Source organism: Streptomyces taklimakanensis, from assembly GCF_009709575.1.
GTDB lineage: Bacteria > Actinomycetota > Actinomycetes > Streptomycetales > Streptomycetaceae > Streptomyces > Streptomyces taklimakanensis.
The window spans coordinates 103,475-119,092 of the sequence record NZ_WIXO01000001.1 but is presented as its reverse complement, the minus strand read 5'-3'; the positions used below and the strand labels follow the sequence as shown (position 1 = coordinate 119,092).

The 15,618-nt window shown below is 73.5% G+C and carries 15 protein-coding genes; 3 read left to right on the top strand and 12 right to left on the bottom strand.

Annotated elements, in window-relative coordinates:
- Positions 1–71 precede the first annotated feature (71 nt).
- Positions 72–527, top strand: a complete 456-nt coding sequence (locus F0L17_RS00545; protein WP_202917822.1) for a hypothetical protein — start codon at positions 72–74, stop codon at positions 525–527.
- 24 nt (positions 528–551) lie between these two features.
- Entirely contained in the window at positions 552–818 is a 267-nt protein-coding gene (locus F0L17_RS00540) for a transposase family protein (protein WP_155069253.1), read from the top strand.
- A 110-nt stretch (positions 819–928) separates the two neighbouring features.
- On the opposite strand, the gene F0L17_RS00535 is transcribed toward F0L17_RS00540, so the two are convergent.
- Complete coding sequence (locus tag F0L17_RS00535) at positions 929–1,525, bottom strand: hypothetical protein (RefSeq protein ID WP_155069252.1); 597 nt, start codon at positions 1,523–1,525, stop codon at positions 929–931.
- Between the two features lie 234 nt (positions 1,526–1,759).
- Between F0L17_RS00535 and F0L17_RS00530 the strand changes: the two genes are divergently transcribed.
- The gene (locus F0L17_RS00530; RefSeq protein ID WP_155069251.1) at positions 1,760–2,722 is read left to right on the top strand and encodes an ornithine cyclodeaminase family protein; all 963 of its coding nucleotides are present in this window, start codon (positions 1,760–1,762) and stop codon (positions 2,720–2,722) included.
- Between the two features lie 405 nt (positions 2,723–3,127).
- Here F0L17_RS00530 and F0L17_RS00525 read toward each other — a convergent pair whose 3' ends face one another.
- The 11 genes from F0L17_RS00525 to F0L17_RS00475 form a co-directional block, all read right to left on the bottom strand.
- Positions 3,128–4,372 carry an AAA family ATPase gene (locus F0L17_RS00525; protein WP_155069250.1) on the bottom strand — a complete coding sequence of 415 codons (1,245 nt, stop codon included), beginning with the start codon at positions 4,370–4,372 and terminating at the stop codon, positions 3,128–3,130.
- A 386-nt stretch (positions 4,373–4,758) separates the two neighbouring features.
- Complete coding sequence (locus F0L17_RS00520; protein ID WP_162465616.1) at positions 4,759–5,595, bottom strand: PIG-L family deacetylase; 837 nt, start codon at positions 5,593–5,595, stop codon at positions 4,759–4,761.
- Positions 5,592–6,872, bottom strand: a complete 1,281-nt coding sequence (locus F0L17_RS00515) for a glycosyltransferase family 4 protein (RefSeq protein WP_155069248.1) — start codon at positions 6,870–6,872, stop codon at positions 5,592–5,594. Before F0L17_RS00515 ends, F0L17_RS00520 begins: the two co-directional genes overlap by 4 nt.
- Positions 6,869–7,795 (bottom strand): sugar phosphate isomerase/epimerase family protein, encoded by a 927-nt coding sequence (locus tag F0L17_RS00510; protein ID WP_155069247.1) that lies wholly within the window; start codon positions 7,793–7,795, stop codon positions 6,869–6,871. Before F0L17_RS00510 ends, F0L17_RS00515 begins: the two co-directional genes overlap by 4 nt.
- The gene (locus F0L17_RS00505) at positions 7,792–9,267 is read right to left on the bottom strand and encodes a YcaO-like family protein (RefSeq protein ID WP_202917821.1); all 1,476 of its coding nucleotides are present in this window, start codon (positions 9,265–9,267) and stop codon (positions 7,792–7,794) included. The genes F0L17_RS00510 and F0L17_RS00505 overlap by 4 nt, the downstream gene beginning before the upstream one ends.
- Positions 9,264–10,091 carry an MBL fold metallo-hydrolase gene (locus F0L17_RS00500; protein WP_155069246.1) on the bottom strand — a complete coding sequence of 276 codons (828 nt, stop codon included), beginning with the start codon at positions 10,089–10,091 and terminating at the stop codon, positions 9,264–9,266. The genes F0L17_RS00505 and F0L17_RS00500 overlap by 4 nt, the downstream gene beginning before the upstream one ends.
- The gene (locus F0L17_RS00495; protein WP_162465615.1) at positions 10,088–11,242 is read right to left on the bottom strand and encodes a Gfo/Idh/MocA family protein; all 1,155 of its coding nucleotides are present in this window, start codon (positions 11,240–11,242) and stop codon (positions 10,088–10,090) included. The genes F0L17_RS00500 and F0L17_RS00495 overlap by 4 nt, the downstream gene beginning before the upstream one ends.
- Positions 11,239–12,429, bottom strand: coding sequence for a methyltransferase domain-containing protein (locus tag F0L17_RS28210; RefSeq protein WP_202917820.1), 1,191 nt, complete (start codon positions 12,427–12,429; stop codon positions 11,239–11,241). The genes F0L17_RS00495 and F0L17_RS28210 overlap by 4 nt, the downstream gene beginning before the upstream one ends.
- Positions 12,426–13,379, bottom strand: a complete 954-nt coding sequence (locus F0L17_RS00485; RefSeq protein ID WP_202917819.1) for an HD domain-containing protein — start codon at positions 13,377–13,379, stop codon at positions 12,426–12,428. Before F0L17_RS00485 ends, F0L17_RS28210 begins: the two co-directional genes overlap by 4 nt.
- Positions 13,376–14,620 (bottom strand): inositol-3-phosphate synthase, encoded by a 1,245-nt coding sequence (locus F0L17_RS00480; protein ID WP_155069245.1) that lies wholly within the window; start codon positions 14,618–14,620, stop codon positions 13,376–13,378. Before F0L17_RS00480 ends, F0L17_RS00485 begins: the two co-directional genes overlap by 4 nt.
- 395 nt (positions 14,621–15,015) lie before the next feature.
- On the bottom strand, positions 15,016–15,315 hold the full coding sequence (locus tag F0L17_RS00475) for a hypothetical protein (RefSeq protein WP_155069244.1): 300 nt from the start codon (positions 15,313–15,315) through the stop codon (positions 15,016–15,018).
- Positions 15,316–15,618 lie beyond the last annotated feature (303 nt).

The following is a 15,618-nucleotide window of genomic DNA, read 5'->3' as shown; positions in this document are numbered from 1 at the left end:
AGATCGTCCGGTAGGTGCGGGTTTCCGGTTTCTCATCCGCCGTCTCGGGTTGCGCTCGTACGCTCCGGCGCATGGTGGACCCCGAGCTGCTGGAACGGATCACCGCGCGTCGCGCGGAACCGGATGAGCTCGAAGAACAGCTGGCCAAACAGCTGACGGAAGTGCGGGCCGAGCGGGACGAGCTTGCCGTCGCCGAACGTGTCCTTGAACGGATGACCGGGCAGCTTACTGAGGAACACGCCTCCGCTGCGCCGATGCCCGGGCAGGTGGGCGGCCGGAAGGTGATGCTGGTCCCGTACCGCGAACCGGGCGTGGAGGAAGACTCGCTCTCGTGGGACTACCAGCGAGTCATTGCCGCCGTGCGGCAGGCCGCCGGACCGGTCATGGCCCGAGAGATCGGCGAGGTAGTGGGGGTGGACGTCAGCGTGCGTTCCAAGCTGGGACCGCTGCGCAGCAAGCCGGTCGGACTCGTCGATCGCGGCCGGCTGCGGAAACTGCCCGATGGCCGGTTCACCACGCGCTTGTGACCAGGAACGTCCTCACTCGGGGCGCTGGCCGACTTCGGCTTCCGGGGCCTGGACAACGACATCCTCGACCCCGCGATCGTCACCGGCTACGCCGCCGGCCGCACCCACAAGCTCACCCCAGGCGAGAAGGCAGCCAACCGCGTCCTCGCCGTGGGACGCGCACCGGTCGAGCACGGCTTCGCGCACCTCAGGAACTGGCGGATCCTCACCAAGCTCCGCACCGACCCCGCCCGCACCACACAGCTCCTGCGCGCTCTGCTCGCCCTGACGAACCTTGAAGTCAACCGCTGACGGATGATCTTCTCCATGGACTTCCACCCACGACCAGCACGAGCACCCCGAGGACCGATCACACCAGCCCTTCGACCTGCGACTTCAGGTTGGCGGCAGCTCAGTCGGCGTCATCTCGTGAGCATGGCGGTGGCAGGGAGGTGAATCGCCAGCACGGCTGCGGTGCCGGCCACGGTTCGGTCCTCGTGCATGTTGATTTGTTGGCCGACCTCGACATGCGTCCAGTGGGCGGGAGTGAGGGGAACAAGGCGGACAGTGGCGCGGCCGCCGGGCTCCAGAACGGGCGTGTCCTCGACCCAGAGCCCGGCGATGTCAACCGAAGCACCTCCGGTGGGGGAGAGGTTCCCGATGTCCCACATGGGCCGCAAGACACCGTGGCCGGGGATTGGTGTCTTGCGTCGCGCCTCCGTGGCCGGACGGAGCGTCAGGTCCGCTCGGATCATTCCGTTTCGGATCTCGGAGCGTCGCCAGTGGCACCAAGCCGCGCTCCGCTCAAGGCCGAGTCGCTCAGCCGCCTCGGCAAGCTGCTCCCAGAACGTCAACGGCAACGGTTGCCCGTTCCCGAACTCCTCCAGCAGGCTCAGAGCGATCTGCCATTCGTCGTGGGCCAGGTAGTCCCAGACGTCTTGCGCCGAGATGTCGTTTTCGGTGGCGATCTCTTCCGGGACCAGAAGGGAAGCCGATTCGAGCAGCTCGGTGACATCCATGCGGTCATTGTCGACCACAACGTCTCCGCCCACACCCGCTCGCCCCTCGGATGCCCCAGCCGTACACGGAAGGCACCCCACCCACGGCCTTCCGTGACACGCTCCGAGCGGGTCCCACCCTTCGGCGTAGGCCAGGAGTCGGAGTCCATGATTCCGGCCGAGGACGGATGATCGCACCGCGCTGATCCGGCAGAGTGCCTCCTCGCTGTTGATTCTCGCGGGAGAAGGGACGTGATGTCCGTGCTGTTGCTGAATGACGACGCCGTGCGTACCCACCTCGATGCTCCGACTGCCGTCCGCGCCGTGCGGGACGCTCTCGTGGCGGCGCATGGAGGCGTCCTCCACGCGCCGCCCCGGATCCGCGCCGACCTCGGGGACGGTCACCTCGTGTTCACGGCCGGGCATCTGCGTACGGAGAAGCTGTTCGGCTTCCGCGCCTACGACACCCTCGTCGGAGCGGAACAACTGGTGGCCGTGTGGGGCTCTGACGATGGTCGGCTCCGGGCCGTGGTACACGGCGACGAGCTGGGCGCTCGGCGGACCGGCGCCATAGGCGCCGTAGCGGTCGACGCGGCGGCGAGGCCGGGACCGATACGGCTCGGGCTGGTGGGAGCGGGTACGCACGCGTGGACACAGTTGTGGGCCATCCGCGCGGTGCGGCAGGTGAGGGAGGTCACGGTGGTGGCTCGCCGACCGGAGCGCGCGGAAGCGTTCGCCCGGCAGGCTGCCGAGGAGTTGGGGGTGAGGGCGCGGGCGGTGCGCGCGGTGGAGGAGGCAGTGCGTGATCACGATGTCGTGGTCGTCGCCACGAACAGCACGGTGCCCGTCCTGGATGCCGACTGGATCGCGCCGGGTACGCATGTGACCACGCTCGGACCCAAAACGGTCGCGCGCCATGAGGTGCCGGCGGCCCTGGCGGACCGGGCTGACGTGCTCCTCACCGACTCCCTCGCCCAGGCAGTCGGCTACCCCGAGCCGCACGTTCTTCCCGTTGAGCGGATGATCGACCTGGGTGCTGTCTTGGCCGGAGCGTCGACGGGCCGGACCGGCCCGGACGAGATCACCGTTTTCTGCTCCGTCGGTCTCGCCGGCACCGAGGTTGCCGTCGCTGCCGCGCTGTGGGAGGCGGTACACCGCAGCCACGGTGCACCGTCGGCAGGCGTCCAGTTCCCGTCCGGTGGAACACGCGGGACTTGAGCCCTTTCCAACCTGAGCACCGGGCTTGGCAGTCGGACCGACAACGTGGTGAATCCCCTGGTGGATGGTTTCTCGGCGAAGAGACCCGTCTCCGCCAGTGGCTTCACGTGCTTGTTCACCCGTCCGGCACCGACGTGTCCGGCCCTGCCCTTCCCCTCCTCGTCGGCAGCTGCGGCGGCACCGCCGCACGGTCGGCTCCCGTCGGCGGCGGCTGAGCGCCGGCCGCCACCTCACGGACGGGTCGGAGCGGGCGACACCGCTCGCTGGAACAGCTCCCACAACTCGTCCGGCACCAGTCGTTCCACGGTTGTCACGCCTGCGGACCACCGACCGCCCCCAACGAGGCGACCTGTCGGGACAGCACGGAGCAGCGCGTCGCCCGGCTGTGCCGTCGAGAAGCAGCGGTCATGCAGTGGGGTCCGGACCAGGCCAGCCCGTCCGGGCACAGACAGCGTCGACGCTCTCTTCAACGGTGAGCCCGTCGGTGACGACCTTCAGGTCGCCGAGCCCGGCACGCTCCATCGCGTTGGCATCCGCTGTGGCCTCGGACGCGATGCGCAGCAGATGCGCCGTGGGCCGGCCCTTCAGCGGATCGCCCGGCTGCGGCCAGCTACCGCCCTGACCGCGGAGCACGACCCGGCGCGTCAGCTCCTCCTCTCCCGCGTGGAGGCGGCACACCGTGGTGGCCGTGGCGGGCAGCGCCTCGGCGTACCGGTCGATCGCGGACTGGTTCTCAACCGAGCCGACCATGACCAGGCGCCGGGCCCCGGCTTCGCGGTGGTTCCGCCACACGGCTGCCAGGACACGGGCCTTGACGCGGTGACGGCTCGGGTCGTCGGCCGAGGCGGGAGCGCAGAAGCCGAGTTGGTCGAGGTCGATGTAGGCCGAGGGGAACCCGGCGTGCAGGGCTCGCAGGTGGAGAGGGAAGCCGATGGTCGATTTACCGACGCCGGTCGCGCCGCACAGCCACAGGACCCGCTCATCGGCCGCGGTCCTGTGGGTGCCCGGTCGCCGTCCGGTGGAGCGGAGCCCACTTACACCGCGGAGCGTGCTCGTGCCCGGGGAGGAACGTGGTCCGGCCGCCCCTGAGGGCTCGTGCGCCGCGTCGGCTTCGGGGAGGGTCGGCCAAGGGCCGAGGTGCTCGCGCAGAAGCCGTACGACCGCGGTCGCGGTGTGTCCGGTGGTGTCGATGCACCCGTCGGCGAAGCCGCTGGTGTCCAGCGCCTCGGCCTCTTCCAGTACTTCGGCCACCTCCTCGACCCGGCTGCCGCGGTTCAGGAAGCGCCGCCGGAGTTCCTTCCGGTCGGCGCGGAGCCGCCACACCGTCAGCGCTGTCCGCGGCAGCAGCTCGGCGTACACGCCCCTGCTCGGGTCGACGACACCGGAGACGATGACACACCGGGCTCCGGCCGCCCGGAACGCTGTCACCACCGCGCCGAGGTTCTCGGCCTTCAACCGGTGCCGTCCCGGATCCGCGGTGGGTTCGGGACAACAGATGCCAAGCTGGTCGATGTCGACGTACCCGGCTTCGACTCCGTCCCGCACGAGCTGCGAGTACAGCTGCCACGCCACCGTCGTCTTGCCGACCCCCGACGGACCGCACAACCACAGCACAGGGGTCACACCGCCGTCCGACGGGGCTTCCCTCATCGGCCCCTCACCTTGGCCGGACGAGAAGAGGCGGTTGCCGGAGGAGCGAGTCCAAGCGCGGAGGTCCAAACCATGGGGAAAGCGTGGCGGCCGATCCGCTCCGTGTCGACCGGAATACCCACACCGATACCGCTCCGCTTGGTGGCGGTGCGGGCCTTGGCCCGGATCCCGGAGACACGGGACCGGCGAGGCTCTCGCGTGAAGTGCTGACGGGGGAGATCACCGGCACAACGGTCAGGGGCCTCGTCCTCTCGTCCCGCTTGCGCCTCCACCCACCGGCCACCGTCACCCCCCGAGCACAGGACGGGAAAGGTCCCGCCGAACGCAGTCGGAGACAGTGCTTCGACCGGCCACGACAGTGAACTCCGGCCGGAGCGTCAAGGAGGTCACCGTGCGTGCCGGCTCTCCTCGGGGCATTCCGGGAAGAGAGTGTCCAGAAGGCGCCGGGCCCGACTTCCGGCCTTTAGCGCCTCACCGTGACCACACCGGGTGCCGGTGCGGCGGGCCTCGGTTCGGGCCACGGCGGACAGCACCCCGCCGACTCGTTCGATGCCGCCGAACTGGAACCCCAACTGGGAGGTGTAACAGGCGGCTGCGGCGATCTTGCGCGTCAGCACGGCGCCGATGTCCACCGTCACCTCGATCGCGTCCGCGGACCGACCGAGAGGAGGCCCACCCGCGGCGTACGGCGCGCGCACCACGTAGGGCACGTCGCGCCACCAGCAGGTGCGCGAGGGCGGTGCGGTGGCGGCAACCGCCCGGGCCGTGATCACGTGGTCGACGTGGCCGCCGATCCCCTGCGGGGCGAGGACGAGGTCCGCCGGTGCCAGGCGTGGACGGATCAGCGACTCCAGTTCCGCGCCGACCGTGTCGCCGGCGCGAGGGGAGGCAAAGAGTTCCGGCGCGCTGCCGTATCCACGATGCGGTGCCTCGGGCAGCGGCAGGTGCAGCGGGGGCAGCACGCCCAGCATCCGCTGGGCGGCGGTGTCCTCCGCGCGGCGCAGGGCCATGTAGTCGGTTTCCGCGGGCAGCCCCTTGTCGAGCTGGGTGGACAGCGCGAAGGGGCACGGGTCGTCGACCGAGGCCGTGAAACAGGTGACGACCCGCACCGACCAGCCCGCCCTGGCCAGGGCGGCCAGGACGCCCCCGGCGGAGAAGACCGCGTCGTCCAGGTGCGGGCTGACGGCCACGGCCGTGCGGGTGCCCGGTGTCCGCGCGGTCACAGCAGGTGCGGGGCGCGGCGGAACCGACAGGACAGGTCCACGACGGGACCGGTGGTCCCGCCGTCCGGAGCCCTTCCGGGCCGATCCCCGGCGGACCACGTGGCGCGCACCTCCTCGTACGCGGTGCCGATGCGCCCGGCGGCCACCGGCCACGACCACCGGGACCGCACCTGCTCCAGCGCCGTCCGCACGAGGCGGTGCCGCAGCGGCGCGTCGTCGAGCACCCGCCCGACCACCCCGGCCAGCGCGCCGGGGTCGCGCGGCGGCGCCAGTAGGCCGTTGACGCCGTCCCGCACGCAGTCCACCACCCCGACCACACTGGTGGAGACCACCGCAAGCCCGCAGGCCATCGCCTCCAGAATGGTGTTGGAGAACCCCTCGGCCCAGGTGGGGCTGACGAAGACGTCCCCTTGGCGGTAGACGGCGGGGGCACCGTGATAGCCGGTGGGGCCCAGCACCTCCACCGCGTCGGCCAGATCCGCTTGCCGCGCCCGGCGGGTCAGCCGGTCCAGGTCGGGGCCGGTGCCGGAGACCAGCAGCCGCAGTCGCCTGCCCTCGGCCAGGAGCAACCGCACCGCTTCCAGTAGGTCCAACACGCCTTTGCGGACGTCGATCCGACCGTGGTAGAGGAGCGTCGGCGGGTCGCCGATCGTGCCCGGCCGCCGGCTTGGCCGGGGCCGGAACAGCTCGGTGTCGGTGGCTCCGGGGACCACCGTGAAGCGCTCGACCGGTATCCGGTGGCGGGCTGCGACTTCGGCCGCGAAGGAGGCCGAGCCGATCAGCAGGGCGGGGGCGTCCCGCAGGACCCGCCGGACCGCTGCGCGATGCGTGGCGCAGCAGGTGCCGACCCAGTGCCCGTCGCCGCCCTGAATGGAGACCACGGACGGAACACCCAGCCGTTCCGATGCCTCCACCGCGGCCAGCCCCGGCGGGTATCCGTACTGGGCATGGAGCACGTCCAGCGGCTCGCGCGCGTGTAGGTCGGCGATCGTGTCGCACAGTGCGGCGACATCGGCCTCGAAGTCCGCGGGCCGCCCGTCGGCGACGGCCTGCTCGCCCAGGGACTCCAGCGCCACCAGGCGCACGCCCCGGGGGACCCGTTCGGGTGGGGGAGGGCCGCCGCCGTAGACGGCGCGTCCCTGCCGGTCGCCACGGTACTGGGACACCAGGGTGACCTCGTGCCCCGCGGCCGTCAGGGACCGCAGCAGGTTCTCCGCGTAGGCGCTCATGCCCGACACGGTCGGCCAGTAGCGCCGCGACACGAAGCAGATCCTCATCGCACTCCCTCCGGGGAACCGGCGACGCCGTGCGCGGCGGATGCGTCCGGGGCCCCGTCGATCCCGGCCCGCTCCGCGTGCCGCAGTGCTCGCAGCGCCCCGGGCACCAGGACGTCGGCGCGGTGGGCGTCGCGGGACAGCTCAAGGCTCACCAGTCCGCCGTACCGCACGGCGCGCAGCGCGCCGAGCACCGAGGGCAGGTCCATGTCGCCCTCGCCGGGGGCACGGTGCTCGTGCCGGCCGCGGGGCATGTCCTCCACGGCCACCGCCCCCAGGTCCCGGGCGTGACCCAGCACCGCCTGGTGGGGCGCCAGGTCGCCGGCGACCAGGCAGTGGCCGGTGTCCAGCGCCAGTCGCAGGCCGGGAACGTGGGCAGCCAGGCGGGACCAGCCGGCGCAGTCCTCCACGAGCATGCCCGGCTCGGGCTCGAAGGCCGCCACCACGCCGCGCTCGGACGCGTACGCCACGACGGCGCGCACTCCGTCCACCAGGTGCCCCCAGACCGCCCCGCCGGGAGAGGTGTCCGTGCCCGGGGCCGGTGTCCCCGCCCAGAACGAGACCGCCTCGCTGCCCAGATCGGCGGCGATGTCCACGCACAGCCGCAGGAAGGCCAGCCGGCGGGCCCGACCGGCCGGATCGGGGGTGACCAGGGTGGGTTCGTGTTTGCGCCTCGGGTCGAGGAGGAACCGCGCCCCGGTCTCCACGGTACTGTCCAACCCCAGGCGGTCCAGTCGGCGGGCCAGCGCGGCGGTGCGGGCCGCCAGACGCGGCGCGAAGGGATCGTGGTGGGCGACGTCCACGGTGAGGGCGACACCGTCGTACCCGGTGTCCGCCAGCAGGGCCAACGCGTCCGGCAGGCGGTGCGAGGTCATGCCGTTGGTGTTGTAGGCGTAGCGCAGGCCGTCGCCCGCCGAGGCGCTCATCGGAGGGCTCCCGCGGCGGTGCGGGCCACCGCGTGGCGGTCCGGTTCGCGGTAGAGCGGGTACAGCGCCCCCACTGCCTCCCGGGCGGCCTCGACGTCGAACCAGGCGGGTCCGCCCAGCCGTTCGCGGGCCTCGAAAGTGAGGTGGACCGGTCGCGCCCCGGAGTGGGGGAGGGGGCCCACTCCGGCCAAGGGCCGTCCGCGCTCCATCAGCCGCCGCACCCCGCGTTCCCCGATCCGTGCGTAGGACATCGTCTCCACCTCCATGCCGGGGACGAGCGCTTTGACCGCGTACCCGTCCGGGCCGCCCGTCTCGATCACCAGGACGTCGAAGTCGGCGAGCCGCCGCAGCAGGTCCGCCAGGAGGGTGGCGGGGTCCTCCAGGGAACCGGCCGGCACGGTCGGCAGGCCGGAGAAGGACACGGTGGAGCGCTGCGCCAGCACGGCGGGTTCCAACAGCGCCAGCAGACGCGGGCCGTCCAAGCCGGCCCAGGCGGTCATCGCCCGCAGGGCGCGCGGCTCCTGCTCCGCCAGGGGCGAGGACAGTTCGCGGTCGAGGTAGCCCGGCGGGGCGATCCGCGCGACGGTCTCCAGCGGGCTGTGGAAGAAGACCTTCCGCGCCCGGGAGGAGACGTACTCCAACACCGCCTTGCGCAGTGCCGTCTCCCGGTCGGGATGGACGGCCTCCCCGCAGGCGGTCAGGACCAGCGGCGGAGCCGTGGGATCGGCGTCGACGCCGACGACGTGGACGTCGACCATGCCGAGCTGCGTGGAGGCCAACTTGGGCAACACACGCACGCCCAAGTCCCGCAGCCGCCCGAGCACCGAGACGGTGACCGGGTCGGCGACCTCGTCCAACTCGATCACCACTCCCTCGTCCATCGCGCGGTGCGCCGTGGCGTTGCCGTCGCGCTGGAGGACCTCCAGCAGGGCGTGGGACAGGGCCCGCTCCGGGGTGTCCCCGGCGCCCAGTCCGTTGGTGACCGGGGTGGTCAACCAGCCCCCCGGCGGAGGGTCCCCGGGCAGGTCTCCGCCGCACGCCGCGGCGAACTCGGCGGGCACCAACACCTCTTCGCCGGTGCGGTAACGGCGCGCGGGCACCCAGTCCAGGGGGCGCTCGGGGGCGTAGTCCGCGCCGGCCGGCAGGACGAGGCGGACCGGGTCGGCGACCCGGTCCCGGCCGCGCTCGCGCACCAGCTCCGCGTAGGAGGCCCGGCGGCGCTCGGTGCGCGCCAGGTGCCGCGCCGACAGCACCTCCTCGACGAGTTCGCCGTACGCCCCGACACGGGCCTGGTCGGGGCCGGCCCCGTAGCCACAGGCACCCTTGCGCATGCCGTCCGGGCCGAGGTGGTCGGCGGAGACCACCGGGAGGCCGACGCGGTCGGCCGCGCCGATGTCGAAGTCGTCCTGCTCCCCGGGCGCCAGCGCGGCGCGGTAGGCCCGCACCACCGGGTGCGTCTCGGTGGCGCTCACCCTCCGGCTCCCAACGCGAGAGCCTCCGTGGTGGGCTGTCCGGACAGTTGGTGGTCGAACAGGCGCATCACGTCCGCGGTGGTCACCGGGGCGGCGAACTCGAAGGGGGTGGCGACCGCGTCGAACTCCAGCCCTCCGATCACCGAGCGGTAGCGCCGCACCTCGCCGTGCGAGAGCGGTACGCGGGCGTGGTAGGCCTTGTGGCAGGACAGGGCACGTGGCACGGTGCCGTCCAGGTCGACCTTGAGCGCGTCGCCGCAGAAGAGGATCCCCCGGCGGGCGTCGTGCAGGACGCAGTGGCCGTCGAAGTGCCCGCCGGTGTGGTACACCGTCAACCCCGGGGCCGGCTCCAGGGTCTCGTCCACCGGCCAGGTCACCCGGAACGCCTTGGTCCACTCCAGGTCCCGCGTGCCGACGGCGACCACCGGGGGAGCGAAGTGCCGCTGGAGCTGCCACAGGGCGCCGTAACCGTGCACATGGCTGGAGCCCAGCCAGGCGATGCCGCCGAGCCGTTCGATCTCGGCCAGCGCCTCGGGCGGGTAGTACGGTGCCGCCTCCCAGGCGACGTTGCCGTTCCCGGTCTCGATCAGCCAGCCCGTCGACCCCAGGCCGAAGGAGGGGACGGTGCGGAACCCGGTGACGCCCGGGGTCGGCCGGTGCCAGTCGGCGGCGAGGAGGGCGTCGACCGTCTTCTCCTCCACCAGGTCCCAGCCGTCCTCGGGCAGCGCGTTGCGCACGTCGCTGCAGACCGGACAGGCGGGCGGGGTGTCGAACCACCGCTGCCAGTGGCCGCAGTGGACGCAGGCGTACATGCTCAGGGTCATCGTCGGCCTTCCTCGGCGGTGAAGGGGATCCGGGCCGCGGCCGGAAGCGAGGGGGGAGCTTCGGCAGTGGTCCCGTCGGCGCGGGCCAGCGCCTCCAACAGCAGCCTGTGCAGGGCCAGGTCGCGCCGCAGTGGCCACGGCCAGACCCGCTCCCGCGCGGTGCCGGCGCGCGCCGCCGCCACGGCCGCGGAGAACCCGCGGACCTGCCCGACGAAGGGCGAGGCGCCGGCGTCGAACGGAACGGGAACGCGCCGCGCGGTGTCCGCGCCGGTGAGCCACATCGCACCTCCGGCGTCCTGACCGAGGGTGTCGGTTGCGGTCAGCAGCCCGCGGGTGCCGACGATCTCCAGTCGGCGGCGGGGCAGCGCGTCGGGGGTGTTGTAGGCGACGTGGAGACAGGCCAGGACCCCACCGTCGGTCCGGCCGACCAGTACCGCGCCGTCGTCGACCCGGTAGGGATGCACCCGATGCTGCACCAGCGCCGCCAGTCGCGTCACGTCGTCCCCGCCGAGCAGCACCCCCACCAGGTCGAGTCCGTGCGGAGCCAGGTCGATCAGGGCTCCGCCACCGGCCCGCGCCGGGTCGGCGCGCCAGTTGTCGCAGTGGCCGCCGTCCGGCGACCAGGCGGGCGGCAGCCAGCAGCAGTAGGTGATCCGCACCGCGGTGACCGTGCCCAGCCCGCCGGAGGCCACCACGTCCCGCGCGGCCTGGTGGGCCGGGTGGAACCGCTGGTCGTAGGCGGTGGCCGCCGGCACCCCCGCGCGTTCGCAGGCCGCGACCAGACGCTCGGCGTCGGCGAGGTCGGCGGCGAGCGGCTTCTCGCACAGCACCGCCGCTCCCGCCGCCGCGGCAGCCTCGGCCACGGGGCGGTGGGCGTGGTTGGGCGTGGCGACGTACACCGCGTCGGGCCGGTGGTCGGCCAGCAGACCCGCGAGGTGGGGGACGGCGCGGACACCGGGCGCCCGGGCGGCCAGCCGCGCGGCGGCGACCGGGTCGGTGTCGGTCACGGCGACCAGGCGGGGGACCGCGGTGGCCGGCCGCTGCCGGGCGGCCTCCAGCAGTCCGGGCAGGAAGTGGTCGCGGGCGACCCATCCGCACCCGGCGATCGCCCACCGGCAGGTGGCCGCGGCGGCCGACGTGTCGGCGTTCACCACCGCTCCGGCAGGTCCAGGAGCACCCTGCGGCGGGCCAGCCCGGCCACCTCGGGTGTCAGGCGCCCCGCTCGTGCGTCCGCGAGCAGGGCGGGGGAGAGAACGACACGGCTCGGCAGGTAGCCGGCGGCATCCCGCCCGTACTCGTCCCGCCAGCGTGGGCTCGGCCAGTGCAGCAGACCGTCGCGGTAGAGGGGGTTGAGCCGTAGGGGCCGCCCGGGGACGGGCCGGGCCGGGGACGGCAGGCCCTGTCCGGGCGGCGGAGGTGGGGCATCGGCCAGGGCGAGGGCCTCGCAGTGCGCCAGGTCCGCCACCGGACGCGGGCGGGGGGCGGCACCGTCCAGCAGGGCGCGGGTCAGATCGGCGTCGTCGTAGCAGACGGCCCCCGGCAGCAGCGACCGCCAGCCGGCCGGGTCCAGCGGCAGACCGGCGCTCGGTCCGGGGACCAGGGCGTTGTGGCAGTGGCCCAGAACGACGGCGCCGCCGTCGGCGTACCGCAGGGCGCGGTCCACCACCTCCCGTTTGTGGGGCAGGAAGTACAGCGCGTCGTGACAGGTCACGTAGGCCGGCCCGTGCGGGCGCAGCGGCCACGGTGCGGTCAGGTCGGCGCACACCAGCCGTGCCTCGGGCACGACGAACCGCCGGGCCAGCCACAGTTTGGCGAAGACCACGTCGATGCCGGTCAGATCCCGGTGCCCGCGCAGCGCCAGCTCCCGCAGCAGGTGCCCCGTGCCGCAGGCCAGTTCCAACACCGGTCGTCGACCGGGCGGGTGGTGCGCGGTCAGGGCGAGCACGGCCAGCCAGGTCGGGTCGCTCCACCGGTGCAGGAAGTAGTCCCCGACCCTGCCCAGGCCCAACAGCACCACCGCCTCGCGCAAGGTGGTCGCCTTCAGCGCGGCGCGCAGCCTCCCGGGAGGCGGGATCGGACCGTCCCACCAGTCGTCGGTGTCCGCGAGCAGGGCGACCGCGGCACCGTCCGGGTCGCCCTCCTCGATACGGCGCACGGCCCGCTCACGCAGCTCCTCGCGACCGGCGCGCAGCCAGGGGATGCCCGCCACGACGGGCCAGAGCCGTTCGCCGTCGAACAGCAGACCGGGTCCGTGCGGCCGCAGCGGGGCCCCGCCGACCGGGCTGACCAGACCGGTCGCGACCGGTGTCGCCGCGGGGCCCGCCGCCGGGCTCCTCACGCCGCCTCCGTCGCGGCCAGCACGGCCCGGTGGAAGCCGGACACCGCGCAGGGATGCACCAGGTCCAGATCGTCCAAGGCCTGCTCGGCGGTGAAGGCGGCGGCCCGTGCGTGGTGGTGGACCTGCAACACCCGGTCGAGTACATCGGCGGCGTGGAAAGCCCGTGCGGCCGGGTGCACGGCCTCCTCCCGCAGGGCGAGCAGACCGGTCAGACGCGAGGCGAGCGGGCCGGGCAGAGCCGCGAGTCGTCGATCGGTCAGCCGTGCCGTGATGCCCGGCAGGTGCTCGCCCAGCAGCTCCTCCCCGGCGAAGCCCGCGTCGGGCAGCACCGCGTTGTGCAGGTGGTGGGCCAGACCGAGGAGGAAGGCGTCGGTGGGGTCGGCGCCGAACGCCTCGGCCAGCAAGCCGCCGTAGACGGCGACCGCCCAACAGTGGTCACCGTGGCTCTCGGGCGGTTCCACCATCAGCCGCGGGTGGTCGGGCCGCGTGGCGCCCGCCCGCGGCTGGGCGCACAGGTCCACCGCGAACCTCGGCGCCGGGGCGCCGTGGCGCTCCGCCGCGGCCAGCCGCGGCAGAGCTTCCCGCAGCCGGCCGAGGGTCACCGCGTCCAACCTGCCCGCGTGCCGTCCGACCGAGCGGGCCAGCACGGCCGCCGCCTCGGAGGCCGTCAGCCCGCACTGCCGCAGCACCGGGCCGTCCACACCCGCCAGACGTGCTCCGGCCACGGCGGCGGCGCACTCCAGGGTGGCGATCCGGCCGGGGTCGGCACCCCGGACCAGCGCCGCCCACGACCGGAGGAAGGCGCGTTCGGCCATCGAGACGGTGCTGTCGGCCGTCCGGACCCGCTTGAGGTCGCCGACCTCGCGCAGCAGGGGGGCGGCCGCCCGCAGGGCATCGCGCGGCACCCGGGGCGAGGCCTGCCGCGCCGGACGGGGAGCGGCCCGGGTCACGACTGTCCGTCCCGCGGCGCCCGACCGTCCAGCCAGTCCAGCAGGGCGCGCTCCTGTCGGTGCAGCGCGTGCTCCGGGACGCGTCCGTCGACGGTCATGGGGGCCTTGAAGAAGAACCCGAACTGTTCCTGCACCCCGCGCTCCCCCCGGCGCCGCGCCTCCGCCAGCAGCCGTACCAGCTCCAGTACCAGCGGGGCGGCCAGAGCGGAGTCCTGACACAAGAAGTCGATCTTCATCTGCATCCGGCGGCCGAGGAAGCCGACCAGGTCGATGTTGTCCCACGCCTCCTTCCGGTCGCCGCGCGGCCGGTAGTAGTCGATGCGCACCAGGTGGTCCTCGACCGGGTAGCCGAGCACCGCGTCCAGCACCGACTCCTTGGTGGCCGTCTTGCTGGCCAGCGAGCCGGGATCCTCCAGCGCCCGACCGTCGCGGTTGCCCAGCAGGTTGGTGGAGTACCAGCCCTCCACCCGCAGCGCCCGGGACCGCAGCGCCGGGGCGAGGACCGTCTTGACCATGGTCTGCCCGGTCTTGCCGTCCTTGCCGGCGATCGGCACGTCCCGTCGCTCGGCCAACTGCGTCAGGGCCGGTACGTCGGCTCCGACGCTCGGGGTGAAGTTCACGTACGCCATGTCCTCCCGCAGCGCCGCGTAGGCGTAGAGCATGGCGGGGGTGATCGCCTCGCTCCCACCGTCCAACGCGGCCTCGAACGCCTCGGGGGAGGCCAGGGACGGCGACGCCAGGTCCGGTTGCCGCTCGGTCGAGGCGAGGTTGACCACGACCACCTCGTCCAGCTCCTGTTCGGCCCGGAAGTGCCGCAGGTCCTCCCGTATCCGGTCGGTCTGTTCGCGCAGGCCGCCGGACGGCGTGACGTTGGCGCCGCCGACCCCGCGGCAGTAGGCCGGATCGGCCACGGCCGGCCAGGGCCGCACCCGCTGTAGCCGGGGCGCCACGGCCTCGATCTGGGCCGGGTCCAGCACCTGGTGGAAGTGGGCGGCCTTGGCTAGGTCGTCGGCGGACACGTCCCAGCCGCCGAACACCAGCCCCTCGTAGGGCACCAGGTCCGTACGCGCTGCCAGCGGAAGCCCGTCCTGACCGCAGGCGCCGAGCCTGAGCAGTTCCACCCCGGCCACGGCGGTCGTGGCCACCGCGCCGCCCAGCCCCACGACGGCCACACCCAGCCGGTCCACCGGCTCGTCCCCGCTCTTGCGGCGGGAGGGGCGCCTCCCGGTCAGCGTGTTCATCGCTCTCTCCGATCGACTCGCACGGTGGCCGCGGCCGAGGCCCGACGCCGGAGGGAGACCCGGCCGGTGGCCCCCGCGGCTCCGTGAAAGCTGTCACGTACGCGGCGGAACGGACGCGCCGCCCCGACGTCACCAAGGTTCGGCGCGGTCAGGGGCCGGCGCATCCGCGGAAAAAAGGCCGTGCTCCGGAGGTTTCGTCCTTGCCGCGCGACGGTGGCGCGCCGATGCGGCTGCCGTGTGCCCACCGAGCCGCGCGCGTGATCGACCGGCCAGGGCGGCCGAACGGGTGAATTACTCGGATCGGGCCCTCGGTTGCGGCGCGGCAGGCCCTGTGAGGTGTCGCGTGACGGCACCGGAGACGTCGGGGTTCCGAGCCGATGCGTCCCTTTAAACGATCACGGGTCGATCCGCGCCCATTGCGCGTCGGTCGACGGCGCACCCGCACCGACGACCGATCGATCCGAACGAGACCGCCCAGGGGACCGGCCGGCCCGGGTCCTGTACTCGATGCCGTGCTCCTGTGGAACCCCCGCTACCGCGACGTCGCCGTCGCCCGGCTCCGCGCCGAGGACCACGAGACCAACGGCCGGCGCGCCGACTTCCCGGGCCGCCACCGGTACGGCATCCGGGCCGGCGGTCATCGCCTCGCCCCTGGCCGCGGGCACCCGGGCCCACAACCGGTTGCTGCGCGGCATCCGCGCGATCGGCGAGCGCGCCGTGCCCTCGTCGACCCGCTGGACCGTCGTCTTCCGCCGGAGCGCTTGGGGGAACGGCCCGGCGGTTCGCACCGCCTGCGGACCAAAGGCGCCTGACGGAGGCACAGCCACGTCCGCCCTCGATCGTTCGGGTGACCGCGTCCACGTGCCGCCCGGCGAGAGGCGTTCGGCCGTGCCCATATGCCGCGCCACGCGGAGCCACACGGGAGCCGGGAGAAACACGGCACCACTGTGACACTTGTGACCCGCACCCGCGACGACCGGCCACGGCCCGACGAGCAG

What these genes read in the sequence shown, in the direction of transcription:
- F0L17_RS00480 (WP_155069245.1), bottom strand. Translation starts at nt 14,620, where the DNA reads ATGAACACGCTGACCGGGAGGCGCCCCTCCCGCCGCAAGAGCGGGGAC.
- F0L17_RS00545 (WP_202917822.1), top strand. Translation starts at nt 72, where the DNA reads ATGGTGGACCCCGAGCTGCTGGAACGGATCACCGCGCGTCGCGCGGAA.
- F0L17_RS00475 (WP_155069244.1), bottom strand. Translation starts at nt 15,315, where the DNA reads ATGCCGCGCAGCAACCGGTTGTGGGCCCGGGTGCCCGCGGCCAGGGGC.
- F0L17_RS00530 (WP_155069251.1), top strand. Translation starts at nt 1,760, where the DNA reads ATGTCCGTGCTGTTGCTGAATGACGACGCCGTGCGTACCCACCTCGAT.
- F0L17_RS00510 (WP_155069247.1), bottom strand. Translation starts at nt 7,795, where the DNA reads ATGAGCGCCTCGGCGGGCGACGGCCTGCGCTACGCCTACAACACCAAC.
- F0L17_RS00535 (WP_155069252.1), bottom strand. Translation starts at nt 1,525, where the DNA reads ATGGATGTCACCGAGCTGCTCGAATCGGCTTCCCTTCTGGTCCCGGAA.
- F0L17_RS00525 (WP_155069250.1), bottom strand. Translation starts at nt 4,372, where the DNA reads ATGAGGGAAGCCCCGTCGGACGGCGGTGTGACCCCTGTGCTGTGGTTG.
- F0L17_RS00500 (WP_155069246.1), bottom strand. Translation starts at nt 10,091, where the DNA reads ATGACCCTGAGCATGTACGCCTGCGTCCACTGCGGCCACTGGCAGCGG.
- F0L17_RS00515 (WP_155069248.1), bottom strand. Translation starts at nt 6,872, where the DNA reads ATGAGGATCTGCTTCGTGTCGCGGCGCTACTGGCCGACCGTGTCGGGC.